The following is a 15,698-nucleotide window of genomic DNA, read 5'->3' as shown; positions in this document are numbered from 1 at the left end:
GTTGTCGGTCGGTCCTCGCCACGGCGATCCGCTGCTCGGGCCGCGCGGCGCCGGCGGGCGGGGTGGAAGCGTCGTCAGGTGGCGCCGTCGGCTATGCGGGCTACCTGGGTTCTCAGGTCGTCGGTGGGTTCGGGGCGGCCTCGGATGTTGGTCAGGTCTTCGCGTAAGCCGTCGAGCCAGGCTCGGAGGTCGGCGACCACGTAGAGGTCCTGGCCCAGGTCGTCGGGCCACTGCGGGGGCGGTGGGCGGTCCGGTGGGTGGTCCGGGGTCTCGTTGCGGAGCAGGCGTTCGGCTGAGCGGTCGTAGCCGGTCGCCACCTCGTCGGCCAGGGCGGTCAGCTGGTTGACGCACGGCAGCAGGCCGCCGGCGGGGCAGGAGCGCACCAGCACCTCGGCCCCGCGGACGGCGTGGTGGCCGGCGATCAGGGTGGCCTGCCAGTCGAGGGTGGCGGCCGGGTGGCGTTCGCTTTGGTAGAGCGCGAACGACGCTTCCGCCAGCTGGCCGGCGAGCCGGGCGCGCGGCAGCGCGTTGCCGGGTGGGGTGCCGTCGGCCATGACGGCCACCGTTTCGCGGACGACCTGGGCCGCGGCGGCCAGGAAGGTGCCGGTGGCCCGGTGCAGTTCGCCCGCGCCGCCACGGGGCCAGGCGAACAGGCCGATCAGGACACCGATGGCTGCGCCGATCAGCACGTCGGTGACGCGTTGTTCGGCCAGGCGCCAGTCGACGGGGGTCACCTGGGCGAAGACGAGCGTGATGACCAGCGTGAACAGGGCCTGCGACCAGCCCAGGCCGAGCAGCGGGCCGGCCGCGAATCCGGCGATCATCACGAACGGCAGGGCGACGGCGAACACGAGCGGGTCGGGACCGGCCAGCAGCAGCAGGGCGGCCACGACCGAGCCGGCGACCGTGCCGATCAGGGCCGGGCGCAGCGTCGAGCGGGTCTCGGCGGCCGAGGCGCGCAGCACCGTGAGGATGGTCAGCAGCACCCAGAACCCGTGCGACAGGTCGAGTTCGCCGGCGATCAGGCGGGCCACGGCCAGGGCCAGAGCCAGGCGCAGGGCGCCTTGGAAGGCGACCGAGCGCGGCGTCAGATTTTCTCGCAGGCGGTGCCAGTAGAGGGCCGGGGTGCGTCGGTACGCGTACCAGAACTGCCCGGGCCGGGCCGCCTCGGGCGTGGGGTCGGGGTGCCGGACCGGTTCCCCGGCGGCGATCCGCACGGCCACGACCAGCGACTTGGTCCACTCGCCGAGCGACAGCGCGAGCGCCCCGAGCCGCAGCCGTTCCGGCGGCAACCCGGTGGGATCCGTGTTCATGCGGGCCACGCGGAAGTCGGTGATCGCCGCCTCGACCAGGTTGGTGTCGGGCAGCGGGCCGGCGCCGCGCAGCCAGGCTCCGGTGGCCTCGACGCAACCGGCGGTGGCGCTGAGCAGCTTGATCGCGGCCGAGCGGGTGATCGCCTCGCGGTCGGCCGAGAAGTACAGGTCGACCACGCGGCCGAGCAGCAACCGGGCGGTGCCGGCGGCCGACGACAGCGCCCGGTCGTGACGGCCGGCCGAGGCGGGGCGGTCGATGGGGGCCAGCCGCGAGGGCCGCAGCGCGTCGGCCGCCTCGGTCGCCTCGGGCACCAGGGCGGCCAGCCGGTCGCGGCCGGTCTTGTCGCCCGACCAGTCGTCGGCCAGCGCCTCCAGGCAGGCGGCGAGCGCGGTGACAGCGTCGGCCAGGCGGTGCCGGTACGGGGTCGGGGCCGGGTCGGGCCAGACGAACAGTTCGGCCGCGGCCAGCAGCAGCACGGCGAGCGTGAGCCCGGCCAGTCGCTCCGGCAGCGCCCCGGGGTCGTACGGTGGGAAGCAGGGCAGGATGTAGAGCAGCTGCATCCCGGCGGCGAGCCCGACGAGGCGGGGCCCGCCGACCCCGACGAAGCTGACCGCGAAGCCGAGCACGAACATGCCGGCCGCGGCCGCCCAGTTGCTGACCGAGAGCAGCGTGCCCAGCGCGACCAGGGCCCACGCCACCGGCAGCACCGTGAGCAGGGTGCGGGCCCGCCGGCGGGGTGAGCCCGGGATCTGCGACAGCGCCCCGAGCGCGATGGTGCCGAACAACGCGTACGGCGCCGCGTCCGCGCTGCCGATCACGTAGCGGCACAGGTAGAAGCCGAGGCAGGCGACCAGCGTGACCCGGACCGCGCGCCGGATGACCAGCAGCCGCGGGTCACGCCGGCGCACCCACCCCCACATGGTCAGCACTTTTCCACGGCGTCGGCCGAACTGCCAGGTTGCTGCCGGCCACCGGTGACAGACTTCGATCATGTGGGTTCTGAGCCTGTTGCTGGGGCTGCTGGTGGTTCTGGCCATCACCGCGGCGACCGGCTACTTCGTGGCGCAGGAATTCGCGTACATGGCGGTCGACCGGTCCCGGCTCAACGCCCGGGCCGCGGCCGGCGACAAGGGCGCCGAACGCGGCCGACCTGCGGCACCTGGTCGAGCACTCGGCCAACGTGGGCGCGCTCGACGCGTCGTACTCCGCGCAGCTCACCGACGCCCTCGACCTGCACCAGCTCACCCTGGCCGACCTGACCGGCCCCGACCACGGGCTGAGCTCGGTCGGGGTGACCGACACCGTGCCCGCCGTCCGGGCCGTGGCCCGCGACACCGGCCACCTGCGGGTGGTCGTCATGCGCGACGGCACGCCGGCCGGGGTGGTCCACGTCCGCGACACCATGGACCAGCCCGACGACCGGACGGCGGGTGAGGTGATGCGCGACGTGCTCGTCCTGGACGGCTCGACGCTGGTCTACGAGGCCCTGGCCACCATGCGGGCCACCCGCCACCACCTCGTCGTGGTCACCGGTCCGGGCGGCCCGGCCGTGACCACGCTGACCGACGCGGTCGAGCGGCTGCTGCGTACTCCCGCTCAGACGAACGCGCTCTGACCGGTCACGGCCCGGCCCACGATCAACGTGTTGATCTCGCGGGTGCCCTCGTACGAATAGAGCGCCTCGGCGTCGGCCACGAACCGCCCGATGTTGTAGTCGAGCACGATCCCGTTGCCGGCCAGCAGTTCGCGGGCCCAGCCCACGACCTCGCGCATGCGGGTGGTGCAGTACGCCTTGGCCAGGGCCGAGTGCTCGTCGCGGTACTGGCCCGCGTCCTGCAACTGGGCCAGCCGCACGCACATGCCGAGGGCGCCGGTCACGTTGCCCAGCATGCGGACCAGCAGATCCTGCACGAGCTGGAACTTGGCGATCGGCCGGCCGAACTGCTCCCGCTCCTTCGAATAGTTCAGGGCGATTTCGTACGCGGCCAGCATCACCCCGACGGCTTCCCAGGCGACCCCGCTCCGCGTCTGACGCAACACCTTCGCGGTGTCCTTGAAGCTGTTCGCGTTCTGCAGCCGGTCGGCCTCGGGCACCCGCACCCCGGTCAGCCGGATATCGGCGTTCTGCACCGTGCGCAGGGCGATCTTGTTCTCGATCTTGGCCGCCTCGAAGCCCGGCGCGTCACCCCGTACGACAAAGCCTTTGACCTGGTTGTCGGCCTCGTCGCGAGCCCACACGACGATGAGGTCGGCGAAGGTGGCGTTGCCGATCCAGCGCTTCTCGCCGTCGAGTACCCACTCGTCGCCCTCGCGGCGGGCGGTCGTGCGCAGACCGGCCGCGACGTCGGAGCCGCCGGTCGGCTCGGTCAGAGCGAACGCGCCGACCTGGTCGAACGCGGCCATCGCGGGCAGCCAGCGCTCGCGTTGCTCAGCCGAGCCGCACATGGTGATGCTGCCCATGGCCAGCCCCGCATGCACGCCGTAGAAGGTGGCCATGGACGCGTCGGCCCGGGCCATCTCGAGCGCCAGCCACCCGTTGAGCAGCGACGACGAGCCCTCGCGGCCGGCGATCCCCAGGTCCGCGTACTTCTTGATCAGGTGTTCGGGGAAGGTGGCACGCTGCCAGTGGTCGTTGGCGATGGGCACGACCTCCTCGTCGAGGAAGGCGCGCACCCGCTCCACGACGGCGGCCTCGTCATCCGAAAGCAGGTCCTGAAAGGCGTAAAGATCTCCGGCGAGCATATTGCGTACCTACCCGCGAGCGGCCCGCCCTAGACTTCCAACCCATGCTCACCATGCAGGAGGCCCTGGCCCGGTTGACCGCGTACTGGACGGCTCAGGGATGCCTGACCGTCCAGCCGATGAACACCGAGGTCGGTGCGGGGACGCTGAACCCGGCGACCTTCCTGCGGGTGCTCGGTCCCGAGCCGTGGCGCGTCGTCTACGTCGAGCCGTCGGTGCGGCCCGACGACAGCCGTTACGGCGAGAACCCGAACCGGCTGCAGACCCACACCCAGCTCCAGGTGATCCTCAAGCCCGACCCGGGCAACCCGCAGGAGCTCTACCTCGGCAGCCTCGAGGCGATCGGCATCGACGTCAAGGCCCACGACGTCCGGTTCGTCGAGGACAACTGGGCCTCGCCGGCGCTCGGCGCATGGGGGCTGGGCTGGGAGGTCTGGCTCGACGGGCTCGAGATCACCCAGTTCACGTACTTCCAGCAGGCCGGTGGGCTCAACCTGGATCCGGTGTCGGTCGAGATCACGTACGGCATCGAGCGCATCATCATGGCTTTGCAGGACAAGACCCACTTCAAAGACATCGAGTACGCCGAGGGCATCTCGTACGGCGAGGTGTTCGGCCAGAGCGAGTACGAGATGTCGCGGTACTACCTGGACGATGCCGACGTCGCCGCCAACCGGCAGCTGCTCGAGATCTACGCGGCCGAGGCCCAGCGGCTGATCGACGCCGGGCTGCCGGTGCCCGCGCACACGTACGTGCTGAAGTGTTCGCAGGCCTTCAACGTGCTCGACTCGCGCGGCGCCGTCTCCACCGCCGACCGCGCGGCCGAGTTCGCCCGCATGCGCCGCCTCGCCGGTGACGTGGCCCGGCTGTGGGTGGCCCGCCGCGACGAGCAGGGGCATCCGCTCGGCCTGGTCGCGGCCCTGCCTCCGGCGGCCGCGGTGGCGGCCCCGGCTGCGAAGACCAACCCTCGTACGCTCGTCTTCGAGATCGGCACCGAGGAGCTGCCACCGGCCGAGGCCCGCAGCGCCCGCGACTACGTGCAGCGCGCGCTGACCGAGGGACTGGCCGGCACCCGGCTCGAGCATGACGAGGTGCGCGTGTTCGCGACGCCGAGGCGGCTGATCGCCCTGGTTCCCTCGGTGGCGGCGCAGGAGCCGGACCACGTACGCCAGGTTCGTGGCCCCAAGGTCGGCGCGCCCGACAAGGCGGTCGAGGGGTTCGCGCGCGGCCAGGGTGTCGCGTTCGAGGCTCTGGCCGTCGGCGATTTCAACGGCGCGCAGCACCATATGGTCGAGAAACACGAGAGCGGTGGCGCGGCGGCCGAAGTGCTCGCGCCCGTCCTGGCCAAGGTCGTCAGCGGCCTGCGCGGGGCCAAGAACATGCGCTGGAACGACCCGCAGCTCTCGTTCAGCCGCCCGATCCGCTGGCTGACCGCGCTCTGGGGCGACGACGTGGTGCCGGTCGCGGTGGGCACCCTGGCCGCGGGTCGCCAGACCCGGCTGCTGCGGACGGCGGCCGAGCCGACCACCCAGATCGCCTCGGCCGAGACGTTCATGGAGACGCTGGCCCTGAGCGGCATCGTGGCCGACCCCGAGGACCGGCACGACCTGATCGTCACCGGCGCCCAGGACGAGGTGTACCCCGAGGGCCGCATCGACGTGGCCGGCGAGGCCGCCCTGATCGAGCAGATCACGTACCTGGTCGAGGCCCCGACCCCGCTGCTGGGCACCTTCGACGAGAGCTACCTGTCGCTGCCCGACGCCGTGCTGACCACGGTCATGCGCAAGCACCAGCGCTACCTGCCGGTCCGCTCGGCCGAGGGCGCACTGCTGCCGATGTTCGTCACCGTCGCCAACGGCCCGGTCGACGTCGAGCTGGTGCGCACCGGCAACGAGGCGGTGCTGCGGGCCCGCTACGAGGACGCGGCGTTCTTCTACCGCGCCGACCGCAACACGTCGCCGGCCGACATGCGCGAACGCCTGACCCGCCTCACGTTCACCGACAAGCTGGGCTCGATGGCCGACCGCTCGGCCCGCATCGCCGCCCTGGCCACCACGCTGGCCGAGCAGCTCGGGCTGGCCTCGGCCACGCTGGGCCGGGCCGCCCGCCTGGTCAAGTTCGACCTCGGCTCCCAGCTCGTGACCGAGATGACCAGCCTGGCCGGCGTGATGGCCCGCGACTACGCCCTGCACGCGGGCGAGCCGCGCGACGTGGCCCAGGCCGTCTACGAGGCCGAGCTGCCCCGCAACACGGGCGACGACCTGCCGGCCTCGATCCCCGGCGCGCTGCTGTCGCTGGCCGACCGGCTCGACCTGGTCGCGGGCCTGGCCGCCACGGTGGGTCTGCCCACGGGCAGCAGCGACCCCTTCGCCGTACGCCGGGCCGTGCTGGGCCTGCTGGCCGTGCACCGGGCCCACCCCGCCCTGTCCGGCCTGTCCCTGCTCGACGCCCTGCACACGGCGGCCGCGCAACAGCCGGTCCCCGTCGCGGCCTCGGTCCTCGAGAGCACCGGCGAGTTCCTGGCCCGCCGCCTCGAGCAGGCCCTGACCGAGGAGGGCCGCCCGGTCGACCGGGTGCGGGCCGCCCTCCCCCACTACGCCCGCCCGTCGGTCGTCGACACGCTGCTGACCCAGCTCGACACGCTGGCCGGCAACCCCGACTTCATCGCCGTGGCCGCCGCCATCCAACGGGCCCGCCGCATCCTGCCCGCGGGCACCACCGCCGGGTACGACCCCGCGGCCCTCACCGAACCGGCCGAGCTGGCCCTGCACGAGGCCGTGTCCGGCGTGAAGGCCACCTACGGCGCCGACCTGGTCGCCTTCACGGCCGCCGTCGAACCGCTGGTCGAACCCCTGGCCCGCTTCTTCGACGAGGTCTTCGTGATGGCCGACGACCCGGCCCTGCGCACTGCCCGCCTGGGCCTGCTGGCAGGCGTTCGCGACCTCGGCGAAGGCCTGCTCGACTGGCCCGAGCTGCGTCTGTAGGACTCACCGCCCGGGCGTCACCAGTCCGCTGTCGTAGGCCGGCACCACGGCCTGGGTGCGGGTGGTGACGCCCAGCTTGAGCAGCACCCGCGAGACGTACGTCTTGACGGTCGCCTCGCCGATGAACAACATCCGGCCGATGTCCTCGTTGGTCGCGCCCCGGGCCAGGCAGACCAGCACCTCCCGTTCACGGGCGGTGAGCGCCGCCAGCTCGGGCGCGGGCCGGGGCGGCGGAGGGGTGAACGCCTCGATCAGGCGCAGCGTGAGCGTCGGCTGGGACATGCCTGCGGCATCGGCCAGAGCCCGCTGGCTGAGGCCCGCCGCAATTCGCGCTCTTTCGATCAGCGCACCGATGTGGTGGCTGGTCATTCGTCCACCCCCGATCCTGAATCACTTTTCTCCGAGGTGATTCACGTCTACGCGATCCATTCGTCCGCCACCATCCCGCACGGCTTGCTCAGCGGTCGGCACGTTCGGGCGGACCGGTCGGCGGGAGCGGCGGATGATCCACTCGGCGACCGCCGCGTTGAGGGTCCAGGCCAGGATCATCAGGGCGGCTCTCGGGGCGGGGCCGGGCTCGCCGGCGAAGAGTGTGTACGGGGCCAGCGTGAAGGCCTGCGTGCCCGCGCCCAGGGCCAGCGCGTAGGAGCGGATCATCCAGGCCCGGTGGCGCCGGATGTCGCGGCGGCGGACGGCTCGGACGGCGGCCACCAGGCCGTATGTCATGGCCGCCGAGACCAGCAGGCGGGCGATGTTGACCACGGTGTGGTCGTTGGCCGGCAGCTCCGAGAACAGCGTCATCCAAGCGCCGCTGAGGGCCACCGCCAGGCCGGCTCCGACCAGCACTCGGCCGACCCGGCGGTGCCAGGTGCGATGCGTACGCCGGAAGCCGGCCTCGAACTGGAAGGCGCCGAGCAGGCTGTAGATCAGCGCGCCGATGATGTGCACGACCACCGGGGCCGGCATCTCGGTGAAGCGGGTGGGGGCGGGCGCGCCCGAGGCGAGGGCGCCCAGCCGGGCGGCGCCGGCGATCGACGGGACCAGGGCCAGGGCGATGAGCCCGGCCGGCACGAGCTTGGACATGCGTCGATCGTCGGGCAGACGCGGGCCGGGGCCATCCGCCCGAAGTCGGGGCTCCGGCCCGTACTTAAGTACGGCTACCGGGCCAGCACGAGCTGCAGCAGGTGCTCGCCGTCGGGGGCGTAGTGGGCGTGCATGACGAACCAGGGGAAGGCCCATTCGTCGGCCGCGCCACCATGGTGCGTACGGGCCGGGTCGGTGCTCTGGGTGGGCCAGCCCAGCGCCGCCCACAGGCTGCTGCGCCGGCCGATGGTGCCGCCGCGGCCGGGGATGGCGCCGCGGAACGGGCGGAAGCCGCGCTGGTCGTCGAAGTGCAGCACGACCCGGGTGACCCGGTCGTGCTCGTCGACGGCGACCGACACGCCGTGTTCGCGGGACTCGTAGGTGCGGGCGCCCTGGGTAGCCATCAGGCCGTACTCACGGCTGATGGCCAGGGCCTGCCCCTCGAGCAGGTTCTGTCCGAGCAGCTGGGTCAGGTCGCTTCGCGGGACGACGTTCGGCTGCATGGCGTCACTCCTGGTCAGGGATTCGCGGGTCACTGTAAGCAAGCCGAGTTAACTGCGCGTGAACCCGCGCACCCTTCCCGATCCGTTTCCGTGATCGCTACGCCGAGGATGCCTCCGAGTCGGTTTTGTCCTTTCGACTCGTGCCGGGACCCCGGCGACGGACGCCGCGGTGAATCCCGTGGAGGATCTCGTGGCCGACCGACGTCAGGTGCTGCGCATGGGGGCCGTCGCCGCGGCCGCCCCCGCGCTCGCCGGAACGGTTGCCGCCCCGGCGCTCGCGCACGGGTCCAAGCACAAGGAGCCCGAGGTCTTCGGGCACCGCGGCGCATCCGGCTACCGGCCGGAGCACACGCTCGCCTCGTACGAGCTCGCGGCCCGCATGGGCGCCGACTACATCGAGCCCGACCTGGTCGCCACCAAGGACCACGTGCTGGTGTGCCGGCACGAGCCCGAGATCGGCGGCACCACCGACGTCGCGCAGCACTCCGAGTTCGCCGCCCGCAAGAAGACGGTGCTGCTCGACGGGGTCAGCGTCACCGGTTGGTTCACCGAGGACTTCACCCTGGCCGAACTGCGGACGCTCCGCGCGATCGAGCGCCTCCCGGCCGTACGCCAGGAAAATACGCTCTATGACGGCCTGTTCAAGGTGCCTACGTTCGCCGAGGTGCTCGAGCTGCGGGCTCGGCTGTCGAAGGAACTGGGGCGCGACATCGGCGTCATCCCGGAGACCAAGCACCCCACGTACTTCCGCCGGCTCGGCCTCGACCTCGAGACCCCGCTCGTGCAGACCCTGCGCAAGTACCGGCTCGACAAGCGCGGGGCCAAGGTGTGGATCCAGTCGTTCGAGGCGGCCAACCTGAAGGTGCTGCACCAGCAGTACCGGGTGCAGGTCAACCTGGTCTTCCTGACCGGGGCGGCCGGGGGCCCGTTCGACGACCCCAAGACGTACGCCCAGTATCTGACTCCGGCCGGGCTGAAAGAGCTCTCGGCGTACGTGGATGGGATCGGGCCCGAGAAGGGCCAGGTCATCCCCCGCAACGCCGACGCCACCCTGGGTTCGCCGACCACGCTGGTGCGCGACGCCCACGCGGCCGGGCTCAAGGTCATCCCGTACACGTTCCGGGCCGAGAACCAGTTCCTGCCGGCCGACTACCGGGTCGGCGCCGACCCCAACGCCTACGGCCGGGCCATCGACGAGCAGATCACCTTCCTGCGTACGGGCATCGACGGCCTGTTCACCGACCAGCCCGACATCGGCGTGCTGTCCCGGACGCTGGCCGGCTGATCCCGACGGCGGCCGCGTCCCCCGGGGCGCGGCCGGAGTCCAGTAGGGTTCACGTTCATGTCCACCCTGGTGCGGCTGCCCGGTGGGGGCACGGCCGTCGCGGCGTACGTCTCGGGTCTCGGGGCCGTTCCGGCCGCGGTCGCGTCCTTCGGGTTGCCCGCCCCGAGCCCGGTGCTCGTCGTGATCGGTGGGGCCGGCGGCCTGACCGACGAGGTCGCCGCGAGCCTGTCCGCCGTCTTCACCAGGGTGGTCGCGCCGGCCGTCCGCCGGCACCACGCGATCGCGGTCGACGGTGGCACCGACAGCGGCGTGATGCGCCTGCTGGGCCGGGCCCTGGGTGGCGACTCACCGCTGGTCGGGGTGACCGCGCTCGACACGGCCGTCTTCCCCGGCCATCCCGGCTCGCCGATCGCCGACGCGGTCCCCCTCGAGGACCATCACACCCATTTCGTGCTGGTCGACCCCGGCCATGAGTGGGGTGACGAGGCGCCCTACATCGCGGCCGCGGCGACCGCCCTGGCCGCCGGCGCGCCCAGCCTCACCGTCCTGGTCAACGGGGGCGAGATCACCGTCGACGACGCCCGGCACAGCCTGGCCGAGGGCCGTCCCGTGCTGGTCCTGGCCGGCACCGGCCGCACCGCGGACGCCATCGCGGCCGCGGCGGCCGATCCCGCTTCCTGCCGCGACGAACGCCTGGTCGCGTTGGCCACATCCCCTTTTGTACGCGCCATCGCCGTGACCGACGAGGCCGTGCTAGCGGCCCGGATCGCCGAGCTGCTGCGCCCCTGACAGCGCCGGCGCGAGCAGTTCGAACGCCCGCCCGGTGAGCTCGAGCGGATCGGCCGCCCCGTCGGTGCCGGCCCAGCGTTGCAGTGCGGCGTCCAGGGCGGCGAACGCCATCCGCGTGGCCATTTGTGGATACAGCGCGTCGGGCGGTTGCCCGAGCCGGGCCGCCAGCACCTCGGCCAGCTCGGCCTGCCAGCGCGACTGCCGTTCCAGCGAACGGGCGTGCAGCACCGGCGTGCGATAGATCAGCCGCACCACGGCCAGGGTCTTGGCCGCGTCGTGGTGACCGGCGCAGAAGTTGATGGCGACGGTCACGGCCGCCCGCAACGAATCGGCGGGCGCCTCGTCCGGCGGACGCGACTCGAGCTCGGCCCGCATCTCGTCACCCAGGTCGGCCAGCAGCTGGATGACCACGTCTTCCTTGGACGCGTAGTAGCGGTGAAACGTCCGCCGGGACATGCCGGCCGCGGCGGCCATGTCGTCGACCGTCGTCTCGTCGTAGCCGCGGGCCGCGAGCAGCTGCAGCGCCGTCTCGCGGAGCTCTTCTGGGCCGGGCCGCGCAGGCCGTCCTCAGCGGCGGCAGCAGCGAGGTGCGTACGGTCGATCTGTCCGACCTCGACTCCGTGCGCACGTTCGCGGCCGGTCTGGACGGGGTCGACGTCCTGATCAACAACGCCGGCGTGATGGCAGTGCCGCACACGCTCAGCAAGCAGGGCTACGAGCTGCAACTGGCGGTGAACCATCTCGCCCACTTCGCGCTGACCGGCCTGCTGCTCGACCGCCTGACCGCCGGCGCCGATCCCCGCGTGGTCACGGTCAGCTCGGTGCTGCACAAGAACGGCCACCTCGACTTCGACGACCCGCGAGGCGAACACCGCTACCGCGCGACCGCCGCCTACGACAACTCAAAATTGGCCAATGCCGTCTTCGGCCTCGAACTGCACCGCCGCCTGACCGCGGCCGGCTCATCGGTCCGCAGCGTGCTGGCTCACCCCGGCTACGCCGCGACCGGACTGCAGGCACGGGTGCAGCCCGGCCTCTACCGCACCCTGCTGACCAGACTGGGCAACCCGCTGCTGGCCGTGAGCGCCGACCAGGGCGCCCGCCCGATCGTGCACGCCGCCACCGCCCCCGACGTCGAGGGCGGCCAGTTCATCGGCCCGACCGGCTTGGCCCAGATGCGCGGCGCCCCCGGCCCGGTGCACCTCGCCCCACGGGCCACCGACCCCGCCGTGGGAGCCCGCCTATGGAAGGTCTCGGAAAATCTGACCGCGGTCTTCTATCCGCAGCACGATCTTGGTAGGGGTTCCGGCCACCGCACACCCCCACCCACCCGGGGCTGAAGGTACAAGTTTTCAAAGGCGAAGGGGCCGGGTTGTCCACAGACGCCCTCGACCCCTCCGGCAGTTGTCCACAGGGCGGCTACTTGTCGACGATGGCCGGCCAGAAGTGGTCGAAGCTGATCGTCTTGCCGAAGCCGCTCGCGACGATGTAGGTCAGGCCCAGCAGGACGCCGAGGATGACGATCGCGAACAACGCGTACGCCAGGACCTTGCCGATCGGCCGGGGCGGAGCGCCATTGACCTCGGCGTCGCCTCCAGCGCCCCAGGCCAGCGAGCGGATGCCCAGCGCGAACAGCGCCAGCAGCCCCGCCCCCAGGATCAAGCCGGCGGCCAGCACCTTCCAGGCGCCCTCGAGGGCGAATCCGAAGTTGCTCACAGGGTCACCTTCTCGGCCGGGGTGGGGGCCGTGACGGGCTCCCACTCGTCGTTGACGTTGTTGTGGTCGACCGGGGCCAGCCGGGACCGCAGCCACATGCCGACCGCGGCGGCGATCAGCACGGTGAAGATGACGATCGCTCCGGCCACGCCGCCCACGAAGTTGCCCAGGTACCACATCAGGGCGCCGACGACGGCCGCCGCGGGCAGTGTGATCAGCCAGGTGGCGACCATCCGGCCGGCCACCCGCCAGCGCACCTGGGCGCCCGGCTTGCCCACGCCGGAGCCGAGGATGGAACCGGTTGCCACGTGGGTGGTGCTGAGCGCGAAGCCGAGGTGGCTCGAGGCCAGGATGACCGCCGCCGAGGACGATTCCGCCGCCATGCCCTGCGGGGGCGCGATCTCGACCAGACCCTTGCCGAGCGTCCGGATGATCCGCCAGCCGCCCAGGTACGTGCCCAGCGCGATGGCCACCGCGCAGGCCGCCTTGACCCAGAACGGGATGTTCTCGGTATCGGTCCAGTCGCCGGCCGCGATCAGCGCCAGCGTGATCACGCCCATCGTCTTCTGGGCGTCGTTGGTGCCGTGGGCCAGCGACACCAGCGAGGCGCTGCCGATCTGACCCCAGCGGAACCCGTTCTCGGTGAAGCGGGCGGCCACGCCGACGGTGATCTTGTAGATGATCCAGGTGCCGACGGCCGCCACCACGCCCGCGATGACGGGTGAGATGAGGGCGGGCAGGATCACCTTGCCGACCACGCCGTCGAGCTTCGTGCCGTTGCCGTTCCAGTTGACGCCGGCCCAGCCCAGACCGGCGATGGTAGCGCCCACCAGTCCGCCGAACAGCGCGTGCGACGAACTGGAGGGCAGCCCCAGCAGCCAGGTGAACAGGTTCCAGACGATCCCGCCGATCAGGCCGGCCAGCACGATCAGCAACAGGGCCGTCCCGCCGTCGCTGGTCAGCGACTCCTTGGGCGTGCCGTCGGCGTTCTGGATCCGCACGACGGCGTTGCTGACGGTCAGGGCGACCTCGACCGAGAGGAAGGCACCGATGAGGTTGAGGATGCCGGAGAGCGCGACGGCCGTCTTGGGCCGCAGGGCGCGGGTGGCGATGGAGGTGGCCATCGCGTTCGCCGTGTCGTGGAACCCGTTGGTGAAGTCGAACCCGAGGGCCGTCACCACCACGAGAGCCAGGATCACCGATGTTTCAGTCACACCGTCAGAGTCGCCGCTGATTGATCGGACAAGAAGAGTTCAGACGACGTGAACTTGATATTTCGCGCTCGTTACCCGGCATCTCATGATCCGTTTACCGAATGTTCAATTGACGGCTACGTTCTTATGCTGTCGCCCACACTCTCAGTCGCTCGGCGGGTCGGCCAGCGGCCACCCGCCCGCGGCCAGCCGGGCCGACACCCGGACCACGTCCTCGGGGTTGGCCTGTTGCAGCACGGCGTCGTTGATCATCGCCTCGATGTCCTGCGCATTGATCGGGTCGGGGCTGCCCAGCGACTGCTCGGCCAGATCGTTGGCGATCTTGCGCACCTCTTCCTCGGTGAGCTTGCGGCGCAGCACACCGAGCAGGGCCACATAGTCCTGCCGCGGCACCCCGGTGGGATAACCGGCCCGCAGCCAGTCGACGGCACGGACGAGGAAGTTCGAACGGTTGTCGGTCACGAGCCCCTCCCTACTTGTCCACGATCGTCGGGTAGATGTGGTCGAAGCTGATCGTCTTGCCGAAGCCGCTCGCCACGATGAAGGTAATACCCAGCAGGGCCACGAACACAACGACCGTGAACAGAACGTAGGCCACCAGCCGGCCGATCGGGTGCGGCGGGGCGTGGTCGACCTCGGCGTCACCCCCGGCGCCGAACGCCATCGAGCGGATGCCGACCGCGAACAGGGCGGGCAGCCCGGCCCCGAGGATCAAGCCGGCCAGCAGCACCTTCCACGCGCCCTCGAGGGCAAATCCCAGGTTGCTCATGTCAGGCCGCCGTTCCCGCGGGCTCGCGGCGCTCGGCCGGCTCGTCCCACTCGTCGTTGACGTTGTTGTGGTCGACCGGCGTCTTGCGCGAGTGCCAGTACATGTAGCCGGCCGCGGCGAGCAGGATCAGGAAGATCACCAGGGCTCCGCCGAGTCCGCCGATCAGGTCGCCGATGTACCACATGAGCGCACCGACCACGGCCGCCGACGGCAGCGTGATCAACCAGGCCGCGACCATGCGCCCGGCCACCCGCCAGCGCACCTGCGCGCCCGGCTTGCCCACGCCCGAGCCGAGGATCGAGCCGGTCGCCACGTGCGTCGTCGACAGCGCGAAGCCGAGGTGGCTGGAGGCCAGGATGACCGCGGCCGACGACGACTCGGCCGCCATGCCCTGCGGGGAGGCGATCTCGACCAGACCCTTGCCGAGCGTCCGGATGATCCGCCAGCCGCCGAGGTAGGTGCCCAGGGCGATGGCGAGCGCACACGACGCCTTGACCCAGAACGGGATGTTCCCGGTGTCGGTCCACTCCCCCGAGGCGATCAGTGCGAGGGTGATCACGCCCATCGTCTTCTGGGCGTCGTTGGTGCCGTGGGCCAGCGACACCAGCGAGGCACTGCCGATCTGACCCCAGCGGAACCCGTTCTCGGTGAACCGGGCGGCCACGCCGACGGTGATCTTGTAGATGATCCACGTGCCGACCGCGGCCACCAGGCCGGCGATGACCGGGGACATGAGCGCCGGGAGGATCACCTTGCCGACCACGCCGTCGAGCTTGGATCCGTCGCCGTTCCAGTTGACGCCGGCCCAGCCCAGGCCCGCGATGGTGGCGCCGATGAGGCCGCCGAACAGCGCGTGCGACGAGCTGGAGGGCAGGCCCAGCAGCCAGGTGAACAGGTTCCAGACGATGCTGCCGACCAGGCCGGCCAGCACGATCAGCAGTAGTGCGGTGCCGCCGTCCGAGGTCAGCGCCTCTTTGGGCGTGCCGTCGGAGTTCTGGATGCGGACGACGGCATTGCTGACGGTCAGCGCGACCTCGACGGAGAGGAACGCGCCGATCAGGTTCAGGATGCCGGAGAGGGCCACGGCCACTTTGGGCCGGAGGGCGCCGGTGGCGATGGACGTGGCCATCGCGTTCGCCGTGTCGTGGAACCCGTTGGTGAAGTCGAAGCCGAGGGCCGTGACCACCACCAGGGCGAGAATGACGGTTGTCTCTGTCACCCCGTCAGCGTCGCTCCGATGAGAGTTTCCTGAAAGAGTGCTGTTGATAACACATCAATGTTTCGCCACGGTGTGACGAT

At 71.4% G+C, this 15,698-nt stretch carries 16 protein-coding genes and 1 pseudogene; 6 read left to right on the top strand and 11 right to left on the bottom strand.

What is annotated here, in order from left to right; translation table 11 throughout:
- Positions 1-74 precede the first annotated feature (74 nt).
- Positions 75-2,234 carry an FUSC family protein gene (locus M1L60_RS11330; protein WP_253237314.1) on the bottom strand — a complete coding sequence of 720 codons (2,160 nt, stop codon included), beginning with the start codon at positions 2,232-2,234 and terminating at the stop codon, positions 75-77.
- A 79-nt stretch (positions 2,235-2,313) separates the two neighbouring features.
- Between M1L60_RS11330 and M1L60_RS11325 the strand changes: the two are divergent.
- Positions 2,314-2,457, top strand: a pseudogene (locus tag M1L60_RS11325) (hemolysin family protein); the annotation flags it as partial.
- 37 nt (positions 2,458-2,494) lie between these two features.
- Positions 2,495-2,929: a CBS domain-containing protein gene (locus tag M1L60_RS11320; protein WP_253237408.1), complete on the top strand. Its 435-nt coding sequence runs from the start codon at positions 2,495-2,497 to the stop codon at positions 2,927-2,929.
- Here M1L60_RS11320 and M1L60_RS11315 read toward each other — a convergent pair.
- Positions 2,911-4,056: an acyl-CoA dehydrogenase family protein gene (locus M1L60_RS11315; RefSeq protein ID WP_253237313.1), complete on the bottom strand. Its 1,146-nt coding sequence runs from the start codon at positions 4,054-4,056 to the stop codon at positions 2,911-2,913. The genes M1L60_RS11320 and M1L60_RS11315 overlap by 19 nt on opposite strands.
- A 44-nt stretch (positions 4,057-4,100) precedes the next feature.
- Between M1L60_RS11315 and M1L60_RS11310 the strand changes: the two genes are divergently transcribed.
- Positions 4,101-7,040 (top strand): glycine--tRNA ligase, encoded by a 2,940-nt coding sequence (locus tag M1L60_RS11310; protein ID WP_253237312.1) that lies wholly within the window; start codon positions 4,101-4,103, stop codon positions 7,038-7,040.
- 3 nt (positions 7,041-7,043) lie between these two features.
- On the opposite strand, the gene M1L60_RS11305 is transcribed toward M1L60_RS11310, so the two are convergent.
- From M1L60_RS11305 to M1L60_RS11295, 3 genes are all read right to left on the bottom strand, one after another.
- The gene (locus M1L60_RS11305; RefSeq protein ID WP_253237311.1) at positions 7,044-7,409 is read right to left on the bottom strand and encodes a LuxR C-terminal-related transcriptional regulator; all 366 of its coding nucleotides are present in this window, start codon (positions 7,407-7,409) and stop codon (positions 7,044-7,046) included.
- A gap of 21 nt (positions 7,410-7,430) precedes the next feature.
- Positions 7,431-8,123, bottom strand: a complete 693-nt coding sequence (locus tag M1L60_RS11300; protein ID WP_253237310.1) for a DUF2306 domain-containing protein — start codon at positions 8,121-8,123, stop codon at positions 7,431-7,433.
- A 74-nt stretch (positions 8,124-8,197) separates the two neighbouring features.
- On the bottom strand, positions 8,198-8,626 hold the full coding sequence (locus M1L60_RS11295) for a DUF6392 family protein (protein WP_253237309.1): 429 nt from the start codon (positions 8,624-8,626) through the stop codon (positions 8,198-8,200).
- A 190-nt stretch (positions 8,627-8,816) separates the two neighbouring features.
- On the opposite strand from M1L60_RS11295, the gene M1L60_RS11290 reads away from it, so the two are divergent.
- Entirely contained in the window at positions 8,817-9,911 is a 1,095-nt protein-coding gene (locus M1L60_RS11290; RefSeq protein WP_253237404.1) for a glycerophosphodiester phosphodiesterase, read from the top strand.
- 57 nt (positions 9,912-9,968) lie between these two features.
- Positions 9,969-10,700, top strand: coding sequence for a TRP family putative cation channel (locus M1L60_RS11285; RefSeq protein WP_253237308.1), 732 nt, complete (start codon positions 9,969-9,971; stop codon positions 10,698-10,700).
- On the opposite strand, the gene M1L60_RS11280 is transcribed toward M1L60_RS11285, so the two are convergent.
- Entirely contained in the window at positions 10,665-11,222 is a 558-nt protein-coding gene (locus M1L60_RS11280) for an acyl-CoA-like ligand-binding transcription factor (protein WP_256516338.1), read from the bottom strand. The genes M1L60_RS11285 and M1L60_RS11280 overlap by 36 nt on opposite strands.
- A gap of 65 nt (positions 11,223-11,287) precedes the next feature.
- On the opposite strand from M1L60_RS11280, the gene M1L60_RS11275 reads away from it, so the two are divergent.
- Entirely contained in the window at positions 11,288-12,040 is a 753-nt protein-coding gene (locus M1L60_RS11275) for an SDR family NAD(P)-dependent oxidoreductase (RefSeq protein WP_253237306.1), read from the top strand.
- Between the two features lie 79 nt (positions 12,041-12,119).
- On the opposite strand, the gene M1L60_RS11270 is transcribed toward M1L60_RS11275, so the two are convergent.
- The 5 genes from M1L60_RS11270 to M1L60_RS11250 form a co-directional block, all read right to left on the bottom strand.
- Positions 12,120-12,416, bottom strand: a complete 297-nt coding sequence (locus M1L60_RS11270; RefSeq protein WP_253237305.1) for a hypothetical protein — start codon at positions 12,414-12,416, stop codon at positions 12,120-12,122.
- Positions 12,413-13,630, bottom strand: coding sequence for an inorganic phosphate transporter (locus M1L60_RS11265; RefSeq protein ID WP_253237304.1), 1,218 nt, complete (start codon positions 13,628-13,630; stop codon positions 12,413-12,415). The genes M1L60_RS11270 and M1L60_RS11265 overlap by 4 nt, the downstream gene beginning before the upstream one ends.
- Positions 13,631-13,774: 144 nt before the next feature.
- The gene (locus tag M1L60_RS11260; RefSeq protein WP_253237303.1) at positions 13,775-14,092 is read right to left on the bottom strand and encodes a DUF3349 domain-containing protein; all 318 of its coding nucleotides are present in this window, start codon (positions 14,090-14,092) and stop codon (positions 13,775-13,777) included.
- A 10-nt stretch (positions 14,093-14,102) separates the two neighbouring features.
- Positions 14,103-14,399 carry a hypothetical protein gene (locus tag M1L60_RS11255; RefSeq protein WP_253237302.1) on the bottom strand — a complete coding sequence of 99 codons (297 nt, stop codon included), beginning with the start codon at positions 14,397-14,399 and terminating at the stop codon, positions 14,103-14,105.
- A 1-nt stretch (position 14,400) separates the two neighbouring features.
- Positions 14,401-15,618, bottom strand: a complete 1,218-nt coding sequence (locus tag M1L60_RS11250) for an inorganic phosphate transporter (protein WP_253237301.1) — start codon at positions 15,616-15,618, stop codon at positions 14,401-14,403.
- Positions 15,619-15,698 lie beyond the last annotated feature (80 nt).

The organism is Paractinoplanes aksuensis (assembly GCF_024137025.1).
Classification (GTDB): domain Bacteria; phylum Actinomycetota; class Actinomycetes; order Mycobacteriales; family Micromonosporaceae; genus Actinoplanes; species Actinoplanes aksuensis.
The sequence above is the reverse complement of the archived record's forward strand: the minus strand, read 5'-3'. Positions and strand labels throughout refer to the sequence as shown.

Coding starts and splice junctions, on each gene's coding strand:
- M1L60_RS11315 (WP_253237313.1), bottom strand. CDS start 4,056: ATGCTCGCCGGAGATCTTTACGCCTTTCAGGACCTGCTTTCGGATGAC.
- M1L60_RS11295 (WP_253237309.1), bottom strand. CDS start 8,626: ATGCAGCCGAACGTCGTCCCGCGAAGCGACCTGACCCAGCTGCTCGGA.
- M1L60_RS11305 (WP_253237311.1), bottom strand. CDS start 7,409: ATGACCAGCCACCACATCGGTGCGCTGATCGAAAGAGCGCGAATTGCG.
- M1L60_RS11310 (WP_253237312.1), top strand. CDS start 4,101: ATGCTCACCATGCAGGAGGCCCTGGCCCGGTTGACCGCGTACTGGACG.
- M1L60_RS11300 (WP_253237310.1), bottom strand. CDS start 8,123: ATGTCCAAGCTCGTGCCGGCCGGGCTCATCGCCCTGGCCCTGGTCCCG.
- M1L60_RS11255 (WP_253237302.1), bottom strand. CDS start 14,399: ATGAGCAACCTGGGATTTGCCCTCGAGGGCGCGTGGAAGGTGCTGCTG.
- M1L60_RS11285 (WP_253237308.1), top strand. CDS start 9,969: ATGTCCACCCTGGTGCGGCTGCCCGGTGGGGGCACGGCCGTCGCGGCG.
- M1L60_RS11330 (WP_253237314.1), bottom strand. CDS start 2,234: ATGTGGGGGTGGGTGCGCCGGCGTGACCCGCGGCTGCTGGTCATCCGG.